Below are 20,606 nucleotides of genomic sequence, written 5' to 3'. Positions count from 1 at the left end.
TCGCAGACACGCCACGCGGCAGGCGACGGACAAGCCCGACAGACAGGCGGCGGATGACGTGGTTCGGTACGGCCTCGCGGATCGCGCCGTCATCGGCGGCGCGACGGGGAGGCGCTCGCCGAGCTCCATTCCAAAGAGTGACACCCTTGTCCGACGCTCCGGCATCGATGGTATTCGTTGTTCGAATCGCAGTCACGCAAGCAGAAGGAGAGCCATGATGCCCATGTTGACCACGCAGGACGGCACCGAGATCTTCTACAAGGATTGGGGCTCGAAGGATGCCCAGCCGGTGGTCTTCCATCATGGCTGGCCGCTCAGCGCCGACGATTGGGACAGCCAGATGCTGTTCTTCCTCGCGAAAGGCTATCGCGTGATCGCCCATGATCGCCGGGGCCATGGTCGCTCGACCCAGACCGATACCGGCAACGAGATGGACACCTACGCGGCCGACGTCGCCGAACTCGTCGTCGCCCTCGACGTGAGGAACGCCATCCATGTCGGCCATTCCACGGGTGGCGGAGAGGTCGCCCACTATGTCGCCCGTGCCGAACCCGGCCGCGTCGCCAAGGCGGTGCTGATCGGCGCCGTGCCGCCCGTGATGGTGAAGTCCGCGGCGAATCCCGGCGGCCTGCCGATCGAAGTCTTCGACGGCTTCCGCGCCGCGCTCGCGGCCAACCGGGCGCAATTCTACCGCGACGTGCCGGCGGGTCCGTTCTACGGCTTCAACCGGGCGGGCGCGCAAGTCTCGCCGGGCGTGATCGACAATTGGTGGCGCCAGGGCATGATGGGCGGCGCCAAGGCGCATTACGATTGCATCAAGGCCTTCTCGGAGACGGACTTCACCGAGGATTTGAAGGCCATCGACGTGCCCGTCCTGGTGATGCACGGCACCGACGACCAGATCGTGCCGATCGCGGATGCCGCCCTGCTGTCGCACCCACTCTTGAAGCACGGCACGCTCAAGACCTACGAGGGCTTCCCGCACGGCATGTGCACGACACATGCGGACGTGATCAATCCGGACCTGCTGGCCTTCTTCAAGGCCTGAGGCGGCCCCGGATCGGCCCCGCAAACCACAACACTCTTCGAGAGCATCGCGCAGAAGGCGAACAGGCAATGAGCTGGCACAGTGCGGACGACCCGGTTCCGGGCGATCACTTCACCTGCGACGCGATCAAGACCCTGATCGTGCCGCGCTCGCGCGATCTCGGCTCGTTCGCGGTCCGGCGTGCGCTACCCTCGACGGAGTGCCGGATGGTCGGCCCGTTCATCTTCTTCGACCAGATGGGGCCGTCGGAATTCCTCCTCGGCCAGGGCATGGACGTGCGGCCCCACCCGCATATCGGCCTCTCCACCGTCACCTACCTGTTCGACGGCGAGATCATGCACCGGGACAGCCTCGGAACGGAATTGCCGATCCGTCCGGGAGAACTCAACTGGATGACGGCGGGCCGGGGGATCACCCATTCGGAGCGCACGGGTGCCGATCTCCGCCAGACCGGCTCGAAGCTGTTCGGCATCCAGAGCTGGGTCGCACTCAGCGGCAGGGACGAGGAGACCGCCCCCGCCTTCGAACATTACGAGGCCGAGGCGCTGCCGATCCTCACCGGCGAGGGCAAGATCGTCCGGCTGATCGCCGGCGAAGCCTTCGGCGCCAAGTCCCCGGTGCGGACATCGAGCCCGATGGTCTATGCCGACGTGGCGCTGGAGGCGGGCGCGGTGCTGCCCCTCGACCCGACCTATGACGAGCGTGCGATCTACACCGTCTCGGGCGCGATCGAGATCGCCGGGGACGGGTTCGGTCCCGGCCAGCTCCTCGTCTTCAATCCGGGCGACCGCATCAGCGTCCGGGCGACGGAGGCCTCGCGTTTCATGGTGCTGGGCGGCGAGCCGATGGACGGCCCGCGCCATCTCTGGTGGAACTTCGTCTCCTCGCGACCGGAGCGGATCGAGCAGGCCAAGGAAGACTGGCGCCAGGCCCGTTTCGACACCGTGCCGGGCGAATCCGAGTTCATCCCGCTGCCGGAATCCCCTCCGCCCGTGCGCTATCCCTGAACACTCTCCGAGCTCGGCCCGACGCGTCGGGCCGAGCTGCCGCCCGCCTTACCTTGCCTTACAGAGGATACCTGGAAAACATGGCTGTTGAAGCGTCCGGTGCCGCGAGCGAACTCGTCCAGGTCGTGGCCCTCCTCGCGGCCGGCGTCGTCGCGGTCCCGGTCTTCAAGCGCATCGGGCTCGGCTCGGTCCTCGGCTACCTCGTGGCGGGGCTCGCCATCGGCCCGTTCGGCCTCGGCCTGTTCTCGGATGCCCACGCGATCCTGCACGTGGCGGAACTCGGCGTGGTGATGTTCCTGTTCATCATCGGACTGGAGATGGAGCCGTCGCGGCTCTGGGGCATGCGGCGCGAGATCTTCGGGCTCGGCCTCGCCCAAGTCGCCGCCTGCATCGCGGCTCTCACCCTCGTCGGTGTCGCCATGGGGTTCCCGCTCGCCGTCTCGTTCGTGGCCGGCACCGGCTTCGTCCTGACCTCGACGGCCATCGTCATGCAGCTCCTCGAAGAGCGCGGGTCGCTCTCGACCCCGAAGGGCCAGCGCATCGTGGCGATCCTGCTGCTCGAGGATCTCGCCATCGTGCCGCTGCTCGCCATCGTCGCGCTGCTGGCGCCCGGCGGGCAGGAAGCCGGCGGGCAAGGGACGGGCACGATGGACCGCGTCTTGGCCATCGCCATCGCGCTGGGGTCCATCGCGGCGCTGGTCGCCGCCGGACGCTGGCTGCTCAACCCCCTGTTCCGCCTGCTGGCCGCATCGAAGGCCCGAGAAGTGATGACGGCCGCGGCCCTGCTCGTCGTGCTCGGCTCGGCTCTCGCCATGCAGCTCGGCGGCTTGTCCATGGCGATGGGCGCGTTCCTGGCGGGCGTGCTCCTGTCGGAATCGAGTTTCCGGCACCAGTTGGAGGCCGATGTCGAGCCGTTCCGGGGCATCCTGCTCGGCCTGTTCTTCCTCGGCGTCGGGATGTCCCTCGACCTCACCATCATCGCCGCGAACTGGGCGCTGATCCTGACGAGCGTCGCTTCCTACATGATCGTCAAAAGCCTCGTCATCTACGCCGTCGCCCGCCTCCTGCGGGCCTCGCATCCCGAGGCGATGGAGCGAGCGGCCTTGATGGCGCAGGGCGGCGAGTTCGCCTTCGTGCTCTACGCCGCCGCGACGAGCGCCGGGATCATCGACGGCACCACCAACGCGATCCTGACGGCGACCATCATCCTGTCCATGGCGATCACGCCCCTGATGGTGATCGCCTTCGACAGGCTCGGCCCCAAGGCCTCGGTGTCGACGGCCGGCGTCGATGTGCCGGAGAATCTCGTCGGAAGTGCCCTGATCATCGGCTTTGGCCGGTTCGGACAGATCGTCAGCCAACCACTGATCTCGCGCGGCTGCTCCGTATCGATCATCGACACCAACCCGGCCTATATCCGCATCGCCGAGACCTTCGGCTTCAAGGTCTATTACGGTGACGGCGCCCGCCTCGACATCCTCCACGCGGCAGGGGCCGCGACCGCGCGGGCGATCCTCATCTGCATCGACGACCGCGAGGCCGCCAAGCGCATCGCCGAGATCGCGAAGGCCGAGTTTCCGCTCGTGCCCGTCCTCGCGCGTGCCCGTGATCGCGAGCATGCGATCGAGCTCATCCATGCCGGTGTCGCCTATCAGCTTCGCGAGACCTTCGAATCGGCGTTGGCCTTCGGCGAACAGGCGCTGCTCACCATCGGGGACGAGCCGGAATCGGCCAATGCGGTCATGGGTGAAGTTCGCCGCCGCGACACCGAGCGTCTCGACATGGAGACCGTCGGCGGCATCTATGCCGGGCGTGGCCTCATCCGGGGAAACGCGGCCGAGGCACAGGAAGTCGGCTGAGATCTCTCGACCGACCTCTGATCGCCGGCATCGAGGCCGGCGATCGACGGGAAAGGTAGCCTTGGCCGGAGGTTGAGGGCCGCCTGTTTTGCTCCGCGCCGAGCCGGTGCTTAGAATACGGGGCATGAGCATCAGACCGGTACGACGGCCGATCTTCACGCGCCGACTCGTCGCGGCGCTGCTCGCCGGATCCTGCTCGGCGATGCCGATTTCGGTCCCGGCGCAGCCGAACGCAGCGCCATCGGCCGTGAATAACTGGGCGGACCTTCGAGCGAGGCTCGCCTCATGCTGGTCGGTACCGCCGGACACGAAAGGATCGCTCATCGCGTTCCGTTTCGGCATCGGCAAGACCGGCTCCCTGCGCGGTGCTCCCCTGGTGACGGCCCGTCGACTCGAAGGCGACCGGGACGCGCGAAAGCACTACGAAGATGCCGCGATGGATGTCCTGTCCCGCTGCTTTCCCATCACGGTGACCCCGTCCTTCGGAGCCATCCTGGGCGAGAGCCCCGTCCGGCTGCGGCTCGTCAACACTCCACCGACGGCGGCCTACCAGCTCAACAGCAACATCACGATCTTCGCGCCGCCCTGATGCCGCGGCACCGGGCCGGATCCGACCCGGATGGTTGCTGCGGAAACCCTGTCACATCACGAAAAAGGGCCGCCTTGCGGCGACCCCTTCTTCCGAATATCCGGTTTCGGCTCAGTAGCCGTAATAGCCGCCATACCCACCGTAAACCGGGGCGTAGCCACCGCCGTAATAACCGACCGGGCGGTCGTAACCGTAGCCACCATAGCCACCGTTATACGCGCCCGCCGCGATGGCACCGGCTGCGAGACCGGCAACGCCGAGACCGATGGCGGCACCCGGCCCGATCCCACGACGTCCACCATAGCCATAGCCTCGACCGTAGCCGCCGCTGTAACGACCATATCCGCCGCGGCCGTATCCACCGCCATGGCCATAACCGCCGTGACCGTATCCGCCGCCATGGCCCCAGCCGCGAGCTTCCGCGGGGGCGACAGCGAGGGCGCCGAGGCTGATGGCTGCAGCCGAGAGGATTGCGAGCTTACGCATTCGAAATCTCCTGTTGTGAGGTATGCCCATCAACACGGCAGGAGCCCAGCCGTTCCCGTCGCTGCCTGGTCGCCGGAGCATCCCCCCGAGAAGCGGGAACCGGTTTTCGAAGAAAGATGCTGCCTTATCAAAAGCCTACAGCGTCGCCCCGGATGCCGTATCCGGAGCGATGCTGTAACGACGCAGGCCCCGGCGGACGCTGAGCGATCGCCGTGAGCCGAGGATAACGAGGAGACGTGTCATGAAGGTCGTCGCGGATTTGTGCATCGTGCCCATGGGCGTCGGCCCCTCGGTCTCCTCCTACGTCAGGGAGATCAAGACGATCATCGAGGCCAGCCACCTCAATGCCGAGATGCACGCCAACGGCACCAACATCGAAGGCGAACTCGCCGACATCTGCCGGCTCATCGAACTCTGTGAGGACAGGCTCAGCCAGCTCGGCGTCCAGCGCGTCTTCTTCACCATGGCCTTCTCGTCGCGACGGGACAAGGAACAGTCCATGGCCGACAAGCTGACGGCCGTGTCCTGAAACCCTCGGCACCTTGGCGGGGGGCCGTGCGTTGGTGCTGTCCGATCCCCATGAGGACCGAGCCGGCATGCAGCCCTCCCGACGTGCGTTCCTGGCCGGATCCGGCCTGCTTCCCCTGATGGTGCCGATGCTGGAGCGGTCGGTCTCGACGGCACGGGCGGAGGAGGGCGGGCTGATCCGACGCGCCATCCCTTCCTCCGGCGAGACCCTGCCCGCCATCGGGATCGGGACGTCTCGCCGCTACGAAGTCGAGCCGGTCCAAGACAAGGTCGCTCCCCTGCTCGATGCGGTCCGGCGGTTCGTGGCGCTCGGCGGCTCCGTCATCGATACGGCGCCGAGCTACGGCACCGCCGAGGACGTCCTCGGCCTGATCCTGCCGCAGGACGGCCTGCGCGAGAAAGTGTTCCTCTGCAGCAAGGTCGGGACACCCGGCCGCGAAGGCGGTGCGGCCGAGATCGCGCGCTCCTTCCGGCGCATGAACACCGACCGGATCGACCTCGTCGCGGTCCACAACCTCATCGATACGGAGGCGAACCTCGCGACGTTGCGGGAGCTCAAGGCACAAAAGAAGATCCGCTATCTCGGCGTCACGGTCTGGCGCGACAGCCAGTTCGCGGATCTCGAAGCGGTGATGCGGCGCGAGGCGATGGACTTCATCCAAGTGAATTACGCCCTCGACGATCGCCGCGCCGCCGAGCGCATCCTGCCGCTGGCCAAGGACCGCGGCATGGCGGTGATGGTGAACGTGCCGTTCGGACGCGACCGCCTGTTCAAGGCCGTGCAGGGGCGCGAATTGCCGCCCTGGACCGCCGAGTTCGACTGCGCGAGCTGGCCGCAATTCTTCCTCAAATACGTCCTCGCGCACGATGCCGTGACCTGCCCGATCCCCGGCATGGCCAAGGCGGCCTATGTCGAGGACAATCTCGGCGCGGCGCGCGGTCGGTTGCCCGACGCCACCCAGCGAACCCGAATGGAGGCCTATGTCGACGCGCTCTGACCCCCTGACCCGCCGTGCCGCCCTCGTCCTGGGAGGCGCTCTCATCCTCGCGTCGAGCTGTCTCGCCGCTGGCCTTCCCGCCTCGGCACAGACCGCCGCGCAGCCGGTTCGCATCGGCGTCATCGGGGCCGGCAACATCGGCAGCACCATCGGCGGACTCTGGGCCAAGGCGGGGCACGAGGTCATGCTGTCCTCGCGTCATCCCGAGGAGCTGAAAAGTATCGTCGAAGGGCTCGGCCCCAAGGCGAAAGCGGGGAATCCGGCCGAAGCCATCGCCTTCGGAGACGTCGTTTTCATCGCCGTGCCCTACAAGGCCTATCCGCAGCTGGCGCAGGATTACGCCGGCGCGCTCAAGGGCAAGGTGGTGATCGACGCCGGCAACGCGACGCAGGCCCGCGACGGCGACGTCTTCGGCGAGGTCCAGGCCAGCGGGATCGCGGCGGTCTCGGCCAAATACCTCAGCGGGGCGAAGGTCGTGCGCGGCTTCAACGCGGCGAATTACAAGATCTTCGCCAAGAACGCCCATCGCGAGGGCGGCTCCATGGCGATCCCCATCGCCGGGGACGACCCCAAGGCGCTGGCGATTGCGGCCCAGCTCGTCAGGGATGCGGGGTTCGATCCGGTGGAGGTCGGGCCTCTGGCGAAGGCGGACACGTTCGCCATGGGCTCCCCCGGCTTCGGTCTCGACCTGAAAGCCGACGAGCTTCGGACGCACCTCGGGGTCACGCGTTGAGCGAAAAGCCGGTCGCGCTCGATCCGGCTTCCGCCGGGAGCGGCGGCTACGTTCCGCCCTGGCTGCGCCGGCTCATCGACGTGCGGGCCGAGGAGGTGCCGGCACTGGCGTGGTCCTGGGCCTACATCTTCTCGATCCTCGCGGCCTATTACGTCCTTCGCCCGATCCGCGACCAGATGGGGGTCGCCAGCGGCCTCGAGAACCTGCCCTGGCTGTTCACCGGCACGCTCATCGGCATGCTGGTCCTGAACGTGCCCTTCGCCTGGCTGGTGAAGACCCTGCCGCGCGCCCGGTTCGTGCCGCTGACCTACCGCTTCTTCGCGGCCAACATCGTGCTCTTTGCCGGCGCGCTCTATCTCGCCGGCCCCGACGGCGACATCTGGGTCGGACGGGCCTTCTTCATCTGGCTGTCGATCTTCAACCTGTTCGTGGTCTCGGTGTTCTGGGCCACCATCGTCGACGTGTTCTCGACCGAGCAGGGCAAGCGCCTGTTCGGTTTCATCGCCGCCGGCGCGACCCTCGGGGCGATCGCGGGCTCGGCCACCACGGCGATCCTCGCCCGCGACGTGCCGACCTGGGTCCTGTTGCTAGGCGCGGCTCTCCTCCTCGAAGCGGCGGTGTTCAGCATGCGCGGCCTCGCGAGGCTGTCCGACCGCCTGAACCGGGCTCCCGTCTCTGGCGATACGGCACCGTCGGAGGCCATCGGCGGGAGTGCGCTCGCAGGCATCACCCGCACACTCCGCTCGCCCTACCTCCTCAATATCGGTCTGTTCCTGCTGCTGTTCTCGGTGACCTCGACCTTCCTGTATTTTGAGCAGGCGGGCATCGCCAAGCGCAGCTTCCCCGATCGCGGAGCGCAGACGGCGTTCTTTGCCAGCGTCGATCTCCTCGTGAACCTGCTCACCTTGGGCGTACAGTTCTTCCTCACCGGACGGATCGTCCGGCGCATCGGGGTTGGGCCGTCCCTCGCGCTCCTGCCGGCGGCCAGCATCCTCGGATTCGCGGCTCTGGCCGTGTCGCCGACGATCACCGCGATCGTCGCCTTCCAGGTCTTCCGACGGGCCGGCAATTTCGCCATCGCCCGGCCGATCCGCGAGGTGCTGTTCACGGTGGTGCCGCGCGAGGACCGCTACAAGGCGAAGACCTTCATCGACACCGTGGTCTATCGCACCGGCGACCAGATCGGCGCCTGGTCCTATAACGGGATCGCGGCCCTCGGCCTCGGCTCGACCGCCGTGGCGCTGACGGCGGTGCCGCTCTCGGTGGCCTGGCTCGCCAGCAGCCTCTGGCTCGGGCGCCGGCAGGAGGCGCGGCGAGCCGCGATGGAGAAAGCGGGCGAGCCGGACGGTGCGCTCAAGGACGATCGATCCTGACGGGTATCGGGCACCCGGAGGGCTGCGCTACCCCTGACGGCGACATCCGAGGAGCCCGCATGACCACCGACAAACCTGCCATCCTGTTCGTGTGCCTCGGCAACATCTGCCGCTCGCCGCTGGCGGAGGCCGCGTTCCGCCTGGAGGCCGAGCGGGCGGGCCTCGATGTCGAGGTGGATTCGGCCGGCACCGGCGCGTGGCATGCGGGAGAACCGCCCGATCGGCGCGCCCAAGCCGTCGCCCGGCGCAACGGCGTCGACATTTCCGGCTACCGCGCCCGTCAGGTCGAGCCCGCTGATTTCGCCCGCTTCAGCCATATCGTCGCCCTCGACGGCGACAATCTCGCCGTACTGCAGCGGCTTCGGCCGCGGGACGGCGCCGCGCTGTCGCTGCTCCTCGACCATGTGGCGGGGCGGATGGGCGAGGCGGTCGCCGACCCCTATTACGGCGCGGAAGCCGGCTTCGACACCACCTGGACAGACGTGACCATGGGGGCCCGCGACCTCGTCAGGGCGTTGATGAGATGAGCGGCCTGGCCGAGCGCGGAGCGGCCCTGCTCGCGCGCAGGCTCGCAGGGTCGGAGCCGATCCGTGGCGGCAACCTGTCCGGTATCGCGCGGATCGTCCTCGATGACGGAGGCGAGGCGATCGTCAAGGATGGGCCGGCTCCACTGATCGAGGCCGCGATGCTGCGCGCGATCCGGACCGCCGGCATCCCCGCGCCGGAGGTCCTCGCGGCCGATGCGGCGGTCCTGGTGATCGCGTGCCTGCCGACCCGCGACGGCGATGCGGATGCGGATCTCGGCCATGTCGTGGCGCGCCTCCATGCCGTCACCGGCGAGAGCTACGGCTGGGATGGGGATTACGCCTTCGGTGCGGTGCGAATCGACAATCGCCGGGGCGTGGATTGGCCCGGCTTCTGGGCGGAGCGGCGCCTTCTCTGCCACTGTCCCCATCTCGACGCCCCGCTAGCGCGCAGGATCGAGGCCCTGGCGACGGCGCTCCCCGGATGCCTGCCGGCCCGGCCGCGCCCGGCCCTGCTGCACGGCGACCTCTGGAGCGGCAACATCCTGATCGACGGAAGCCGCGTCTCCGGGCTGATCGACCCGGCCTGCTGTTACGGCCATGCGGAGGTGGATCTCGCGAAGCTGTCCCTGTTCGGCCGGCCCGGCCCGGCTTTCAGAGCGGCCTATGGGCAGGCCGAGGCAGGCTTCGCCGAGCGGCAGGCGATCTACCAGCTCTGGCCGGCGCTGGTGCATCTGCGCCTGTTCGGATCGGGCTACCGCAGCATGGTCGACGGGCTGCTCGACGCGACCGGCTTCTGACTCTTCGGTCCGTCCCACCGGATAAGCGAGAGACGAAGGTTACCGGAGAGCCCGCCGCGAACCTTGCGTTTTGGGGGCCGATCCACGACAACCCGGCAAGCTCTGGCGCTGGCGTCCGGCCCCGTCCGAATATCCGGATGAGGCGGACGGTCGCCGGCAGTCGATGCGGCGAGGGAAGACGAGACCCATGCTCGATTACGCGCAGGCGCGACGCCTCATGGTGGATTGTCAGCTGCGGACCTTCGACGTCAACGACATCGCGGTCCTCGACGCTTTCGAAGCCGTGCCGCGCGAGCGCTTCGTGCCGCCGGGGCGCGAGGATTTCGCCTATATCGACCAGACCCTCCGCATCGGCGGACAGGGCTCGGCCACGCCGGATCGCGCGATCCCGGCGCCGATGATCCTCGCCCGGATGGTGCAGGCGCTGCAGCTCGTGCCGGGGCATGTCGTCCTCGACGTCGCTGCGGGCTACGGCTACGCCACCGCCATCATGCGGCAGCTCGGCGTGCGGGTGGTGGCCCTCGAATCCGACGATACCCTCGCCGCAGAGGCCGAGAGCCGCCTGTCGGGAACCGAAGGGGTCGAGATCGTCCGCGGTCCTCTGCAGGCGGGTGCGGCGAAGGCCGGACCGTTCGACGGGATCCTCGTCAACGGCCGCGTCGAGACCCGGCCTCAATCCCTCCTCGACCAACTGAAGGATGGCGGACGCCTCGTCTGCGTGATGGGGCGCGACCGGGCCGCGAAGGCCACTCTGTTCGTGCGGACCGGAGACGCTTTCGGAGCCCGCCCGCTCTTCGACGCGAACCTGCCGGCCCTGTCGGCCTTCGCCGTCGATTCCGGCTTCTCCTTCTGAGCCGAGATGGCTTTTCCCCTCTGAACGGAAGGGACAGGTGTCGCTTTTATGCGGCACTGCGCCATCAATCTCGCGCAGCATCCGTCTCGGCCGATGCTCTGGAGCCCAAGCTCCGCTAAACTCCTGCTTGAGGCGGGCAATCCGGATGGCACCCTAGGCGCTATGGCCGTGCGAACGGCCGACCGGTTCATCGAGAAACCGCAAGGGCAGATGGACGTGAGACAACGCAAACCTGCGAAAAGCCTCGGGCTGCGGCTCGGCGGCTTCGCCGCGCTGACGCTCGCCACCGCATTTCCGGTTGTCGCCGAGACGCTGGATAGCGCGCTGGCCCGTGCCTATGGCGCCAACCCGGCGCTCAACGCGACGCGAGCGGGCTTGCGCGCCACCGATGAGAACGTCGCGCAGGCCAAGGCCGGCTACCGTCCCACCGTGAGCCTCGACGCCGATATCGGGCTGACCCAGTCTCAGGGCCGCGTCAGCGGCATCACGCTCAACCAGGTGACCAAGCCCGGCGGGGCGGGCCTGACCGTCAACCAGACCCTGTTCAACGGCTTTCAGACCGACAACCAGACCCGGCGCGCCGAATCGGACGTGCTCGGGACGCGCGAATCGCTGCGCGCCACCGAGATGACCACCCTGTTCAACGCCGCCCAGATCTACATGTCGGTCCTGAGCGACACGGCGACGCTTGAGCTGCGCCGCAACAACGTCGAGGTGCTCGAAGAGCAGCTGCGCCAGACCCGCGACCGTTTCAATGTCGGCGAGGTCACCCGGACCGACGTGGCCCAGGCCGAGGCTCGCCTCGCCGGCGCCCGCTCCGATGTCTCCGGTGCGGAGGCGAACCTGCGCGCCAGCATCGGCACGTACCGGCGCATCATCGGCGTCGAGCCGCGCCAGCTCGCTCCGGGGCGTCCCCTCGACCGGTTCGTGCCGCCGAACCTCGACAACGCCATCGCCATCGGCCTGAAGGAACACCCGCAGATCCTGTCCTCCATGCATTCGGTGGACGTGGCCGAGGCGCAGGTGAAGATCTTCGAAGGCGCGCTCTATCCGACCGCCGCCCTGCAGGGGACCGTCCAGCAACGCTACGACCAGCAGTTCCCCGGCGATAACGGCATGACCGCGACCATCGTCGGCCGCATCTCGGTTCCGCTCTACGAGGGCGGCCAGACCTATTCGCAGATCCGCCAGGCCAAGGAACTGGTGGGTCAGGCCCGCATCAACGTCGAAGACATCCGCGATCAGGTCCGTTCGTCCATCGTCACGGCCTGGGGCCGGCTGGAAGCCGCGAAGGCGCAGGTCATCGCCTCGCAGGCCCAGGTCCAGGCCAACGAAGTGGCGTTGAACGGCGTGCGTGAGGAGGCCCGCGTGGGTCAGCGCACCACCCTCGACGTCCTGAACGCGCAGCAGGAACTGCTGAACTCGCGCGTGAACCTCATCCTCGCCCAGCGCGACCGCGTGGTGAACTCCTACGGCGTCGTCCAGACCGTGGGCCGCCTCACCGTGCGCTTCACCTCGATCCCGGTGGTGGCCTACAGCCCGAAGGAGCATTTCGACCAGATCAAGGATCTCTGGTACGGCGTGCGCACGCCCGACGGACGCTGAGGAGGCGTTCCTGTCGCGAGGGGCATTCGAGGCATGGGCTTTATCCTGTGCCTTGCGCTCGGCCGGTGCTTGTATCCGGCAGCTGTGGTGAAATACTCAGAGTGACCGAAACGTTTCTTTAACCATGTGACCCGAGCGTCGTCCGGATGAGTGCAGCGAGCCCCAAGGCGCCGGAGAAGACCGTGCAGGAGAAAGCCCAGGAACCCTCCATGGAGGAGATCCTGGCTTCCATCCGCCGGATCATCGCCGACGACCAGAACGCCAAGGCCGAGGTCGTCGCGCCGGTGCGCTCGGCCCCGCCGCAGCCGGAGAACGACGACGTGCTCGACCTCGCCGAGGTCGCACAGCCGCGCAAACCCCAGCCCGCTCCCATCGAGGAACCCGAGATCGGCTTCGCCGATAGCGGCGAGATCGATTTCGACTCGATCTCCTTCGACGACGAACCCGAACCCGAGCCGTTGCCGCCTCCGGTCGTGCGCCAGCCCGAACCGCCGCGTGCCGCCCCGCGCCCCGCGCCGGTGGAGGCGCCCCGCGAGACCCCGCACGAGCGCCTCGTCTCCGCCGTCACCGATGCCAGCGTCGGGCATGCGTTCCAGCTCCTCGCCGGGACGATGGTGAGCCAGAACGCCCGCACCATCGAAGACATGGTGCAGGACATGCTGCGGCCGATGCTGCAATCATGGCTCGACGATAACCTGCCGGGCATGGTCGAACGGCTGGTCCGCGCCGAGATCGAGCGCGTGGCGCGGGGCCGCTGACCGGCCTGCGATGTTGACGCGGGGAGCGTGACCGGGTGAAAGCGGGACAACACGCGGGCTGAGGCCCGCCCCGCACGAACTGGCCCGACGTAAGCCCATGATGGACAAGACCTTCGATCCTGCCGCCGTCGAGACGCGCATCGCGGCCGCCTGGGAGGCGGGAGCCGCGTTCAAGGCCGGCCGCCCCGAGCGGGCGGACGCCAAACCCTTCACCATGGTGATCCCGCCGCCGAACGTGACCGGCAGCCTGCATATGGGCCACGCCCTCAACAACACGCTGCAGGACATCCTCTGCCGCTTCGAGCGGATGCGCGGGCGCGACGTGCTGTGGCAGCCGGGCACCGACCATGCCGGCATCGCCACCCAGATGGTCGTGGAACGCCGCCTTGCCGAGGCCAAGGAGCCGGGCCGGCGCGAGCTCGGCCGGGACGCCTTCGTCGAGAAGGTCTGGGCCTGGAAGGCGGAATCGGGCGGCGCCATCGTCAACCAGTTGAAGCGCCTCGGCGCTTCCTGCGACTGGTCGCGCGAGCGCTTCACCATGGGCCTGTCCGGCCAGCCCGACGACCAGATGGTCCGCGCCGTCACCAAGACCTTCGTCGATCTCCACGCCCAGGGTCTGATCTACCGCGACAAGCGCCTCGTGAACTGGGACCCGAAGTTCCAGACCGCGATCTCCGACCTCGAAGTGCTGCAGGTCGAGGTGAAGGGCCATCTCTGGCACTTCGACTATCCGATCGTGGACGAGGCCGGTGCCGAGACCGGCGCAGTCATCACCGTCGCCACCACGCGGCCCGAGACCATGCTCGGCGACACCGCCGTGGCGGTCCATCCCGACGACGAGCGCTACACCCATCTCGTCGGCAAGTTCGTGCGCCTGCCCCTCGTCGGTCGCCTGATCCCCATCGTCGCCGACACCTATTCCGATCCGGAAAAGGGCACCGGCGCGGTCAAGATCACGCCCGCGCACGATTTCAACGATTTCGAGGTGGGCAAGCGCGCCGGGTGCACACCCATTAACATCCTGGATCCGGAAGCACGCATAACCCTCGATGGAAACACGGCTTTCCTGAAGGATTCGAACCCGGAACCGGAAGCCCTGGCTCTGCACGGCCTCGACCGGTTCGAGGCGAGGAAGCGCGTCGTCGCCCTGATGGAGGCGCGCGAGCGCCTGCGCCTCGTCGAGCCCAACACCCATGCCGTGCCGCATGGAGACCGCTCGAACGTCGTCATCGAGCCCTACCTCACCGACCAATGGTACGTGAACGTGAAGCCGCTGGCCGAGCGCGCGCTCCAGGCGGTGCGCGACGGGCGGACGAAGTTCGTGCCGGAGAATTACGAGCGGACCTTCTTCCAGTGGCTGGAGAACATCGAGCCCTGGTGCATCTCGCGCCAGCTCTGGTGGGGCCACCAGATCCCGGTCTGGTACGATGACGAGGGCGGCATCTTCGTCGCCACGGGCGAGACCGAGGCGCTCGCGCAGGCCGAGGCCAAGCATGGTCGCGAAGTCGCCCTGCGCCGCGACGAGGACGTCCTCGACACCTGGTTCTCCTCCGCCCTCTGGCCGTTCTCGACGCTCGGCTGGCCCGACGCGACGCCCGAGCTCGACCGCTACTACCCGACCAACACCCTGGTCACCGGCAAGGACATCATCTTCTTCTGGGTCGCCCGGATGATGATGATCGGCCTCCACGTCACCGACCAAGTGCCGTTCGATACGGTCTACCTCCACACCCTGGTGCGTGACGCCTCCGGCGCCAAGATGTCGAAATCGAAGGGCAACGTCGTCGACCCCCTCGGCCTGATCGACCAGTATGGCGCCGATGCCCTGCGCTTCACCCTGGCGGCGATGGCCGCGCAGGGCAGGGACATCAAGCTCGCGGTCAACCGCGTCGAGGGCTACCGCAACTTCGCGACTAAGCTCTGGAACGCCTCGCGCTTCGCCGAGATGAACGGTTGCGTGCTCCGCGCCGATTATCGCCCGGAGGACGCGACCGAGACCCTGAACCGCTGGGCGCTGGGCGAGGCCGCCCGCGCGGTGGCCGAGGTCACGGTCGCCCTGGAGGCCTACCGCTTCAACGACGCGGCGGCGGCCGCCTACCGCTTCGTCTGGAACATCTTCTGCGACTGGTATGTCGAGCTGGCAAAGCCCGTCCTGCAGGGGGAGGGCGACGCCGCCACGAAGGCCGAGACGCAGGCCACCGTGGCCTTCCTGATCGACCAGATCGCCAAGCTGCTGCATCCGTTCATGCCGTTCCTCACCGAGGAACTCTGGGCGATCAAGGGCGAGGGCATCGATCACCGCGGCCTGCTCGCCCTGGCGCCGTGGCCGGATCTGGCCGGCCTCGCAAACACCGAGGCCGAAGCCGAGATCGGCTGGGTCGTCGACCTCGTCTCGGAGATCCGCTCCGCCCGCTCGGAGACCAGCGTGCCGGCCGGCGCGCAGATTCCCCTGGTGATCGTCGGCGCCGACGAGGTCCTGCGGAAGCGGGCGGCTCAGTGGCAGGACACGCTCCTGCGCCTCGCCCGCCTCTCGGACATCTCCTTCGCCGAGACCGCGCCCAGGAACGCGGTCCAGCTGCTGGTGCGCGGCTCGGTGGCGGCCCTTCCGCTGGAGGGCATCGTCGACCTCAAGGCCGAGGTCGCCCGCCTGAACAAGGAGGCGGTGAAGGCGGCGTCCGAGATCGGCAAGATCGACGGCAAGCTCGGCAATGCCGACTTCCTCGCCCGCGCCCCCGACGAGGTGGTGGACGAGCAGCGCGAGCGCCGCGACGCGGAAGCCGCGCGGCTGGAGAAGATCCGCGAGGCCCTGGCGCGGCTGTCCGACGCGTGATCCTGCGCCGGCTGGGCCAAGGCCTTGCCTGCCTCCTCGCGCTCATCGTCCTCGCCGCGATCGTCACGGCGAGCCGCGGCGACCCGACGCTCTACCCGGCCGACGGGGCGGACTCGCAGGAGATCGAACTCGTCAGCCACGGCTGGCATTCGGGCCTCGTGATCCCGCGCGAGGTCCTGACCGGGGAGGGCGCCGGCACGGCTTTGCGCAACATCGCCACCCGCTTTCGCGCCTATCCGGGGATCGAGTTCGGCTGGGGCGAAGCCCGCTTCTACAGGGCGACGCCGACCCTGGCGCAGTTCGACCTGCGCCTTGCGCTGGAGGCCCTGTTCACCCCCGGCGGACGCGACGGCGTCGTCCAGGTGGTGGGCCTCGAAGACGACGCGCGGACGAGCTTTCCGCATTCGGACATCGTCCCCATCCGGGTCTCGAAGCTCGGTCTCGCCCGCCTCCTCGCCCGCCTCGACGCCAGCTTTCGCCTGGCCGACAACGCCCCCATCGAGGGCGGCCCCGGCCTTTACGGGCCGAGCCTGTTCTATGCCGGCGAGGGCCGCTTCAGCGCCGCCAACGTCTGCAACCACTGGGCCGCCCGCCTCCTCAACGCCGCAGGCCTGCCGATCACACCCGTGCTCGACACGCATCCGGCGGGTCTGCTGCTGGATTTGCGCTGGCGCGCGGGGGTGAAGGCGCTGCCGGCCGCGAACCTGTCCAAACCGTAATCTCGGCGACACGGGAGGGTCAGGCTGGGGTCTCTACACGGATGGTCATGGCCCCGCTCCATTGCGGGGACACGACATTCCCGGAGAGACCCGTCCATGACTTCGTCCACCTCTCGCCTGCGCCGCAACGCCCTCGCCTCCGTCGCCGCCATCGCCCTGGTGGCGACCGGCGCGGCCGGCGTCGGCCTGACCCAGCCCTCGACCCCGGCCTACGCCCAGGCCCTGTCGAAGAACCCGATCGACGTGCCGGACCATCCGCCGGGCTCCTTCGCCAGCGTGGTCGACAAGGTGAAGCCGGGCGTCGTCGCCGTGAAGGTCAAGCTCGACGACAGCGCGAGCATGGACGACGATGACGGCCCCGGCCAGGGTCAGGGCCAGCAGGTGCCGCCGCAGCTGCGCGAGTTCTTCAAGCGCTTCGGCCAGAGCGGCCCGGGGCAGGGCCAGGGTCAGGGCCTGGGTGGCCCTTCGCCCAAGCGCCAGGGCCAACGCGGCGCCATGGGCTCGGGCTTCATCATCTCGGCGGACGGCTACGTCGTCACCAACAACCACGTGGTCGACAAGGCCAAGACGGTTCAGGTGACGCTCGACGACAACCGTACCCTCGACGCCAAGGTCATCGGCAAGGACCCGAAGACCGATCTCGCCCTCCTCAAGATCAGCGAGGGCGGCCCCTTCCCCTACGTCTCGCTCGGCAAGACCGCGCCCCGCGTCGGTGATTGGGTGGTGGCCATCGGCAACCCGTTCGGCCTCGGCGGCACGGTGACGGCCGGCATCGTCTCGGCCCGTGGCCGCGACATCGGCGCCGGCCCCTACGATGACTTCCTGCAGATCGACGCGCCGATCAACAAGGGCAATTCCGGCGGCCCGACCTTCAATGTCGGCGGCGAGGTGGTGGGCGTGAACACCGCCATCGCCTCCCCCTCGGGCGGCAGCGTCGGCCTCGCCTTCGCCATCCCGGCCGAGACCGTTCAGGCGGTGGTCGACCAGCTGCGTGCCGACGGCAAGGTGGCCCGTGGCTATCTCGGCGTGCAGGTCCAGCCGGTGACGAAGGACATCGCCGACGGCCTCGGCCTCGACAAGGCCAAGGGCGCCCTCGTCGACCATGCCGAACCCGGCACTCCGGCGGCCAAGGCCGGCCTGAAATCCGGCGACGTTATCGAATCGGTCAACGGCGCGGCGGTCAACGATGCCCGCGAATTGTCCCGCAGGATCGCCGGCCTCAAGCCGGGCGCGAAGGTGGATCTCGCCTATCTGCGCGGCGGCAAGTCCGACACCGCCACGGTGGAGCTCGGCGCCCTGCCGAACGACCCGAAGGCGGGCAACGACAATGCTCGCGGCTCGTCGAGCGCCGGCCAGCCGCGCCTCGGCCTCAGCCTTGCCCCGGCTTCCGAGGTCGGTGCCGGCGACGAGGGTGTCGCGGTGATGGATGTCGATCCCGATGGTCCGGCCGCGGCCAAGGGCATCGAGCAGGGCGACATCATTCTCGATGTGGCCGGCTCCAGCGTCTCGAAGCCCTCGGAGATCGCCGAGCGCATCAAGGCGGCCGAGGCCAGCGGCCGCAAGGCGGTGCTGATGCGGGTCAAGAGCACGAAGGGCGTCACCCGCTTCGTCGCCGTGGCCCTCAACAAGGCCGGCTGAGCGACCGCGAAAAGGCCGCCTCCGGCCCGCCATCACCGATGACGACAGACACGCCGGCCCGTTCGTTCGGGCCGGCGTTTTTGCGCGCGCGCCACGCTGACGGGGAGGGGCGTCTCCGCGGACCGGATCTTGCTTCCGATGTTCGGTGTGCCTTCGCGCACGCCGACGCCGGATCCTGTCGCAATCCAGAGACATTGGAGGGCGAGGCTGCGCGTCTCCCGATGCGACGAACGGAGGGGTGGAGATGCCGGTGCCGGTCCTGGGTCGGACGATGATGATCAGCCTGCCGATCCTCGGCCTCGCCGTAGCGGCTCCGGCCGCGGCCAGATCGGTCCCTGCCAAGCCAGTCTGGGCCACGGGCACCTACGTCTATGCCGATCTCTGCACCGAGGCGGAGAGCGGCGAGCGGGCCGGGCGGCGAATCACGCTGAAACGCTCTCCCGGCGGGGACGTGCTCGTCTACGAGACCGCGTCCCAGTCGTCGCAGGCCGAGAGCGTGACCCTCGACGACGAGACCAAGGCCCTGTCCTTCCTGGTCGGCGGCGAACGCGGCAGCGTCGCGTTCCATGGAACGCTGGCGACGGATGCGCTGGTCGGCACGGTCGAGGACGGGACCGGGGCTTATCCGTTGCGTCTGCGCCGGATTCTCCGCTCCCACGCCCACGAGGCCTGCCCCGCCGAAGTTACACCCGGCGATGTCACGGGATCGATCGGGACGCGACGCTGACAGCGTTGGGTTCGGGCGGCGGCCTGCTTTAGGATCGCGCCCATGAGAGCCCATGTCGTCCCCTCCATCGCCTGCATGCTGACCGCCATCGCCCTGTCCGCGGCAGCGCCCCCGGCGTGGGCGGCGGATGCCTGCGACCGGCTCACGGCGCGGATGATCCGGGCCACCGGTGCCTCGCTGGCCGGGCGCGAGGCGTCGTTCGCGGTGTTTCGCGCCGCGGATGCCGACCGCATGAGCCTCGATTGCCGGACTCCGGCGCGGATGGCGTTCGGATCGCGCGACCGCGAGCCCGCCGGCGCCTTTTTCGTCCTGATCGGGCTCGCGGCCGAAGGGCTGACCGGCGCGAAGGCCGGTGCGGTCGAGACCCTGGCCCGCGACCTCCACCGGGATTCCCTCCTCACCGGGTTGCCGCAGACGGGACGGGCGGGCCACGCGGCCCTGCGCTGCGAGGTGAGCGGTCAGGGGCTCGCAGACGCGCTCGGACTGGGTGGCGCCTCGCCCGACCTGACGCGCTGCCTGCTCGTCCGACATCGCAAGACCGTGCTGCGCCGTCGCGCCGGCCTTTTCGGCGGGGCCCAGGCGGGCTAGACCGGGCGCCATGTCCGAACCCGCTCGCTCACCCGCCGGTCCCGTCGTGATGGCGGGGTCCACCACCTTCGCCAACCACCTTCCCTTCGCGCTCATCGCCGGCCCATGCCAGCTCGAGAGCCGCGACCACGCCATCGAGATCGCCGACGCGCTCAAGGGCATGACCGACCGCCTCGGGATCGGCCTCGTGTTCAAGGGCTCGTTCGACAAGGCCAACCGGACCTCCGGCTCCACCGCGCGCGGCCTCGGCCTCGCCGGGGCGCTGCCGATCTTCGCCGACATCAAGGAGCGGTTCGGCCTCCCCGTCCTCACCGATGTCCACGAGGCAGGCCAATGCGCGCCGGCCGCCGAGGTCATCGACATCCTCCAGATCCCTGCCTTCCTGTGCCGGCAGACCGACCTGCTGCTGGCAGCCGCCGCCACGGGCCGGGTGGTGAACGTGAAGAAGGGCCAGTTCCTCGCGCCCTGGGATATGGCCCACGTGGCCGCCAAGGTGACGACCGCCGGCAATCCCAACGTGCTCGTCACCGAGCGCGGCGCCTCGTTCGGCTACAACACCCTCGTCTCCGACATGCGCAGCCTGCCGATCATGGCGCAGGTCACGCACGGCGCTCCCGTCGTGTTCGACGCGACCCACTCGGTGCAGCAGCCGGGCGGGCAGGGCGCCACCTCGGGCGGGCAGCGCGAGTTCGTGGCGGTCCTGGCCCGCGCCGCCGTGGCGGTGGGCGTCGCCGGCCTGTTCATCGAGACCCATCCCGATCCCGACCATGCCCCGTCCGACGGACCGAACATGGTACCCCTGAAGGCGATGCCGGAGTTATTGGAGACCTTGCAGGCTTTCGACCGCCTCGCGAAGTCGACCGGCCGGCCGTGACTCGCCGCATCGGCGAGCTTGACAATGGAACCGATCTGCCCGGACCTCGTTGTCCTTGCTTAAGCGAAG

20 protein-coding genes are annotated in these 20,606 nt (G+C 68.7%); 19 read left to right on the top strand and 1 reads right to left on the bottom strand.

All coding sequences use genetic code 11. The annotated features are described in order from the left end of the window. Positions 1–217: 217 nt before the first annotated feature. From A3OK_RS0106485 to A3OK_RS0106470, 4 genes are all read left to right on the top strand, one after another. Positions 218–1,048, top strand: a complete 831-nt coding sequence (locus A3OK_RS0106485) for an alpha/beta hydrolase (protein WP_026596996.1) — start codon at positions 218–220, stop codon at positions 1,046–1,048. 68 nt (positions 1,049–1,116) lie between these two features. Beyond that, complete coding sequence (locus A3OK_RS0106480; protein ID WP_019904131.1) at positions 1,117–2,055, top strand: pirin family protein; 939 nt, start codon at positions 1,117–1,119, stop codon at positions 2,053–2,055. Between the two features lie 80 nt (positions 2,056–2,135). Then, the gene (locus tag A3OK_RS0106475) at positions 2,136–3,914 is read left to right on the top strand and encodes a monovalent cation:proton antiporter-2 (CPA2) family protein (protein ID WP_019904130.1); all 1,779 of its coding nucleotides are present in this window, start codon (positions 2,136–2,138) and stop codon (positions 3,912–3,914) included. A 124-nt stretch (positions 3,915–4,038) separates the two neighbouring features. Continuing rightward, positions 4,039–4,503, top strand: a complete 465-nt coding sequence (locus tag A3OK_RS0106470) for a hypothetical protein (RefSeq protein ID WP_019904129.1) — start codon at positions 4,039–4,041, stop codon at positions 4,501–4,503. 111 nt (positions 4,504–4,614) lie between these two features. On the opposite strand, the gene A3OK_RS0106465 is transcribed toward A3OK_RS0106470, so the two are convergent. Beyond that, on the bottom strand, positions 4,615–4,989 hold the full coding sequence (locus A3OK_RS0106465) for a hypothetical protein (protein ID WP_019904128.1): 375 nt from the start codon (positions 4,987–4,989) through the stop codon (positions 4,615–4,617). Positions 4,990–5,230: 241 nt separating this feature from the next. Here A3OK_RS0106465 and A3OK_RS0106460 point away from each other — a divergent pair, with 241 nt between their 5' ends. The 15 genes from A3OK_RS0106460 to kdsA all read left to right on the top strand — a co-directional run bounded on the left by A3OK_RS0106460 (position 5,231) and on the right by kdsA (position 20,537). After that, positions 5,231–5,518 carry an MTH1187 family thiamine-binding protein gene (locus tag A3OK_RS0106460; RefSeq protein WP_019904127.1) on the top strand — a complete coding sequence of 96 codons (288 nt, stop codon included), beginning with the start codon at positions 5,231–5,233 and terminating at the stop codon, positions 5,516–5,518. A 67-nt stretch (positions 5,519–5,585) separates the two neighbouring features. Continuing rightward, on the top strand, positions 5,586–6,515 hold the full coding sequence (locus A3OK_RS0106455; protein ID WP_026596995.1) for an aldo/keto reductase: 930 nt from the start codon (positions 5,586–5,588) through the stop codon (positions 6,513–6,515). Continuing rightward, positions 6,499–7,248 (top strand): NADPH-dependent F420 reductase, encoded by a 750-nt coding sequence (locus A3OK_RS0106450; protein ID WP_019904125.1) that lies wholly within the window; start codon positions 6,499–6,501, stop codon positions 7,246–7,248. Before A3OK_RS0106455 ends, A3OK_RS0106450 begins: the two co-directional genes overlap by 17 nt. 62 nt (positions 7,249–7,310) lie before the next feature. Next, positions 7,311–8,621, top strand: a complete 1,311-nt coding sequence (locus A3OK_RS0106445) for an MFS transporter (RefSeq protein WP_196805468.1) — start codon at positions 7,311–7,313, stop codon at positions 8,619–8,621. 59 nt (positions 8,622–8,680) lie between these two features. Beyond that, a complete protein-coding gene (locus tag A3OK_RS0106440) occupies positions 8,681–9,148 on the top strand; it encodes a low molecular weight protein-tyrosine-phosphatase (RefSeq protein ID WP_019904123.1) in 468 nt (155 codons plus the stop codon). Next, positions 9,145–9,945, top strand: a complete 801-nt coding sequence (locus A3OK_RS0106435) for a fructosamine kinase family protein (RefSeq protein ID WP_019904122.1) — start codon at positions 9,145–9,147, stop codon at positions 9,943–9,945. The genes A3OK_RS0106440 and A3OK_RS0106435 overlap by 4 nt, the downstream gene beginning before the upstream one ends. Before the next feature lie 187 nt (positions 9,946–10,132). Further along, positions 10,133–10,798, top strand: a complete 666-nt coding sequence (locus A3OK_RS0106430) for a protein-L-isoaspartate O-methyltransferase (RefSeq protein ID WP_019904121.1) — start codon at positions 10,133–10,135, stop codon at positions 10,796–10,798. Positions 10,799–11,008: 210 nt separating this feature from the next. Next, positions 11,009–12,403, top strand: a complete 1,395-nt coding sequence (locus A3OK_RS0106425; RefSeq protein WP_051092976.1) for a TolC family outer membrane protein — start codon at positions 11,009–11,011, stop codon at positions 12,401–12,403. Positions 12,404–12,549: 146 nt separating this feature from the next. Next, positions 12,550–13,161, top strand: coding sequence for a DUF2497 domain-containing protein (locus tag A3OK_RS0106420; protein WP_019904119.1), 612 nt, complete (start codon positions 12,550–12,552; stop codon positions 13,159–13,161). 97 nt (positions 13,162–13,258) lie between these two features. Further along, a complete protein-coding gene (locus A3OK_RS0106415) occupies positions 13,259–15,991 on the top strand; it encodes a valine--tRNA ligase (RefSeq protein ID WP_019904118.1) in 2,733 nt (910 codons plus the stop codon). Further along, positions 15,988–16,710: a DUF2459 domain-containing protein gene (locus tag A3OK_RS0106410; protein WP_019904117.1), complete on the top strand. Its 723-nt coding sequence runs from the start codon at positions 15,988–15,990 to the stop codon at positions 16,708–16,710. The genes A3OK_RS0106415 and A3OK_RS0106410 overlap by 4 nt, the downstream gene beginning before the upstream one ends. Before the next feature lie 96 nt (positions 16,711–16,806). Then, entirely contained in the window at positions 16,807–18,348 is a 1,542-nt protein-coding gene (locus A3OK_RS0106405; protein WP_019904116.1) for a Do family serine endopeptidase, read from the top strand. A 244-nt stretch (positions 18,349–18,592) separates the two neighbouring features. After that, positions 18,593–19,075 (top strand): hypothetical protein, encoded by a 483-nt coding sequence (locus A3OK_RS0106400; RefSeq protein ID WP_036302614.1) that lies wholly within the window; start codon positions 18,593–18,595, stop codon positions 19,073–19,075. A gap of 75 nt (positions 19,076–19,150) precedes the next feature. Further along, entirely contained in the window at positions 19,151–19,663 is a 513-nt protein-coding gene (locus tag A3OK_RS0106395; RefSeq protein ID WP_036302612.1) for a hypothetical protein, read from the top strand. Positions 19,664–19,673: 10 nt separating this feature from the next. Next, positions 19,674–20,537, top strand: coding sequence for a 3-deoxy-8-phosphooctulonate synthase (kdsA, locus tag A3OK_RS0106390; RefSeq protein WP_026596993.1), 864 nt, complete (start codon positions 19,674–19,676; stop codon positions 20,535–20,537). Positions 20,538–20,606: the final 69 nt, after the last annotated feature.

Origin of the sequence: Methylobacterium sp. 77 (assembly GCF_000372825.1) — a bacterium.
GTDB lineage: Bacteria > Pseudomonadota > Alphaproteobacteria > Rhizobiales > Beijerinckiaceae > Methylobacterium.
Note: the sequence above shows the minus strand (reverse complement) of the source record. Positions and strands in the feature narration are given on the sequence as shown.

What these genes read in the sequence shown, in the direction of transcription:
- A3OK_RS0106485 (WP_026596996.1), top strand. Translation starts at nt 218, where the DNA reads ATGCCCATGTTGACCACGCAGGACGGCACCGAGATCTTCTACAAGGAT.
- A3OK_RS0106480 (WP_019904131.1), top strand. Translation starts at nt 1,117, where the DNA reads ATGAGCTGGCACAGTGCGGACGACCCGGTTCCGGGCGATCACTTCACC.
- A3OK_RS0106475 (WP_019904130.1), top strand. Translation starts at nt 2,136, where the DNA reads ATGGCTGTTGAAGCGTCCGGTGCCGCGAGCGAACTCGTCCAGGTCGTG.
- A3OK_RS0106470 (WP_019904129.1), top strand. Translation starts at nt 4,039, where the DNA reads ATGAGCATCAGACCGGTACGACGGCCGATCTTCACGCGCCGACTCGTC.
- A3OK_RS0106465 (WP_019904128.1), bottom strand. Translation starts at nt 4,989, where the DNA reads ATGCGTAAGCTCGCAATCCTCTCGGCTGCAGCCATCAGCCTCGGCGCC.
- A3OK_RS0106460 (WP_019904127.1), top strand. Translation starts at nt 5,231, where the DNA reads ATGAAGGTCGTCGCGGATTTGTGCATCGTGCCCATGGGCGTCGGCCCC.
- A3OK_RS0106455 (WP_026596995.1), top strand. Translation starts at nt 5,586, where the DNA reads ATGCAGCCCTCCCGACGTGCGTTCCTGGCCGGATCCGGCCTGCTTCCC.
- A3OK_RS0106450 (WP_019904125.1), top strand. Translation starts at nt 6,499, where the DNA reads ATGTCGACGCGCTCTGACCCCCTGACCCGCCGTGCCGCCCTCGTCCTG.
- A3OK_RS0106440 (WP_019904123.1), top strand. Translation starts at nt 8,681, where the DNA reads ATGACCACCGACAAACCTGCCATCCTGTTCGTGTGCCTCGGCAACATC.
- A3OK_RS0106435 (WP_019904122.1), top strand. Translation starts at nt 9,145, where the DNA reads ATGAGCGGCCTGGCCGAGCGCGGAGCGGCCCTGCTCGCGCGCAGGCTC.
- A3OK_RS0106430 (WP_019904121.1), top strand. Translation starts at nt 10,133, where the DNA reads ATGCTCGATTACGCGCAGGCGCGACGCCTCATGGTGGATTGTCAGCTG.
- A3OK_RS0106425 (WP_051092976.1), top strand. Translation starts at nt 11,009, where the DNA reads ATGGACGTGAGACAACGCAAACCTGCGAAAAGCCTCGGGCTGCGGCTC.
- A3OK_RS0106420 (WP_019904119.1), top strand. Translation starts at nt 12,550, where the DNA reads ATGAGTGCAGCGAGCCCCAAGGCGCCGGAGAAGACCGTGCAGGAGAAA.
- A3OK_RS0106415 (WP_019904118.1), top strand. Translation starts at nt 13,259, where the DNA reads ATGATGGACAAGACCTTCGATCCTGCCGCCGTCGAGACGCGCATCGCG.
- A3OK_RS0106405 (WP_019904116.1), top strand. Translation starts at nt 16,807, where the DNA reads ATGACTTCGTCCACCTCTCGCCTGCGCCGCAACGCCCTCGCCTCCGTC.
- A3OK_RS0106400 (WP_036302614.1), top strand. Translation starts at nt 18,593, where the DNA reads ATGCCGGTGCCGGTCCTGGGTCGGACGATGATGATCAGCCTGCCGATC.
- A3OK_RS0106395 (WP_036302612.1), top strand. Translation starts at nt 19,151, where the DNA reads ATGCTGACCGCCATCGCCCTGTCCGCGGCAGCGCCCCCGGCGTGGGCG.
- kdsA (WP_026596993.1), top strand. Translation starts at nt 19,674, where the DNA reads ATGTCCGAACCCGCTCGCTCACCCGCCGGTCCCGTCGTGATGGCGGGG.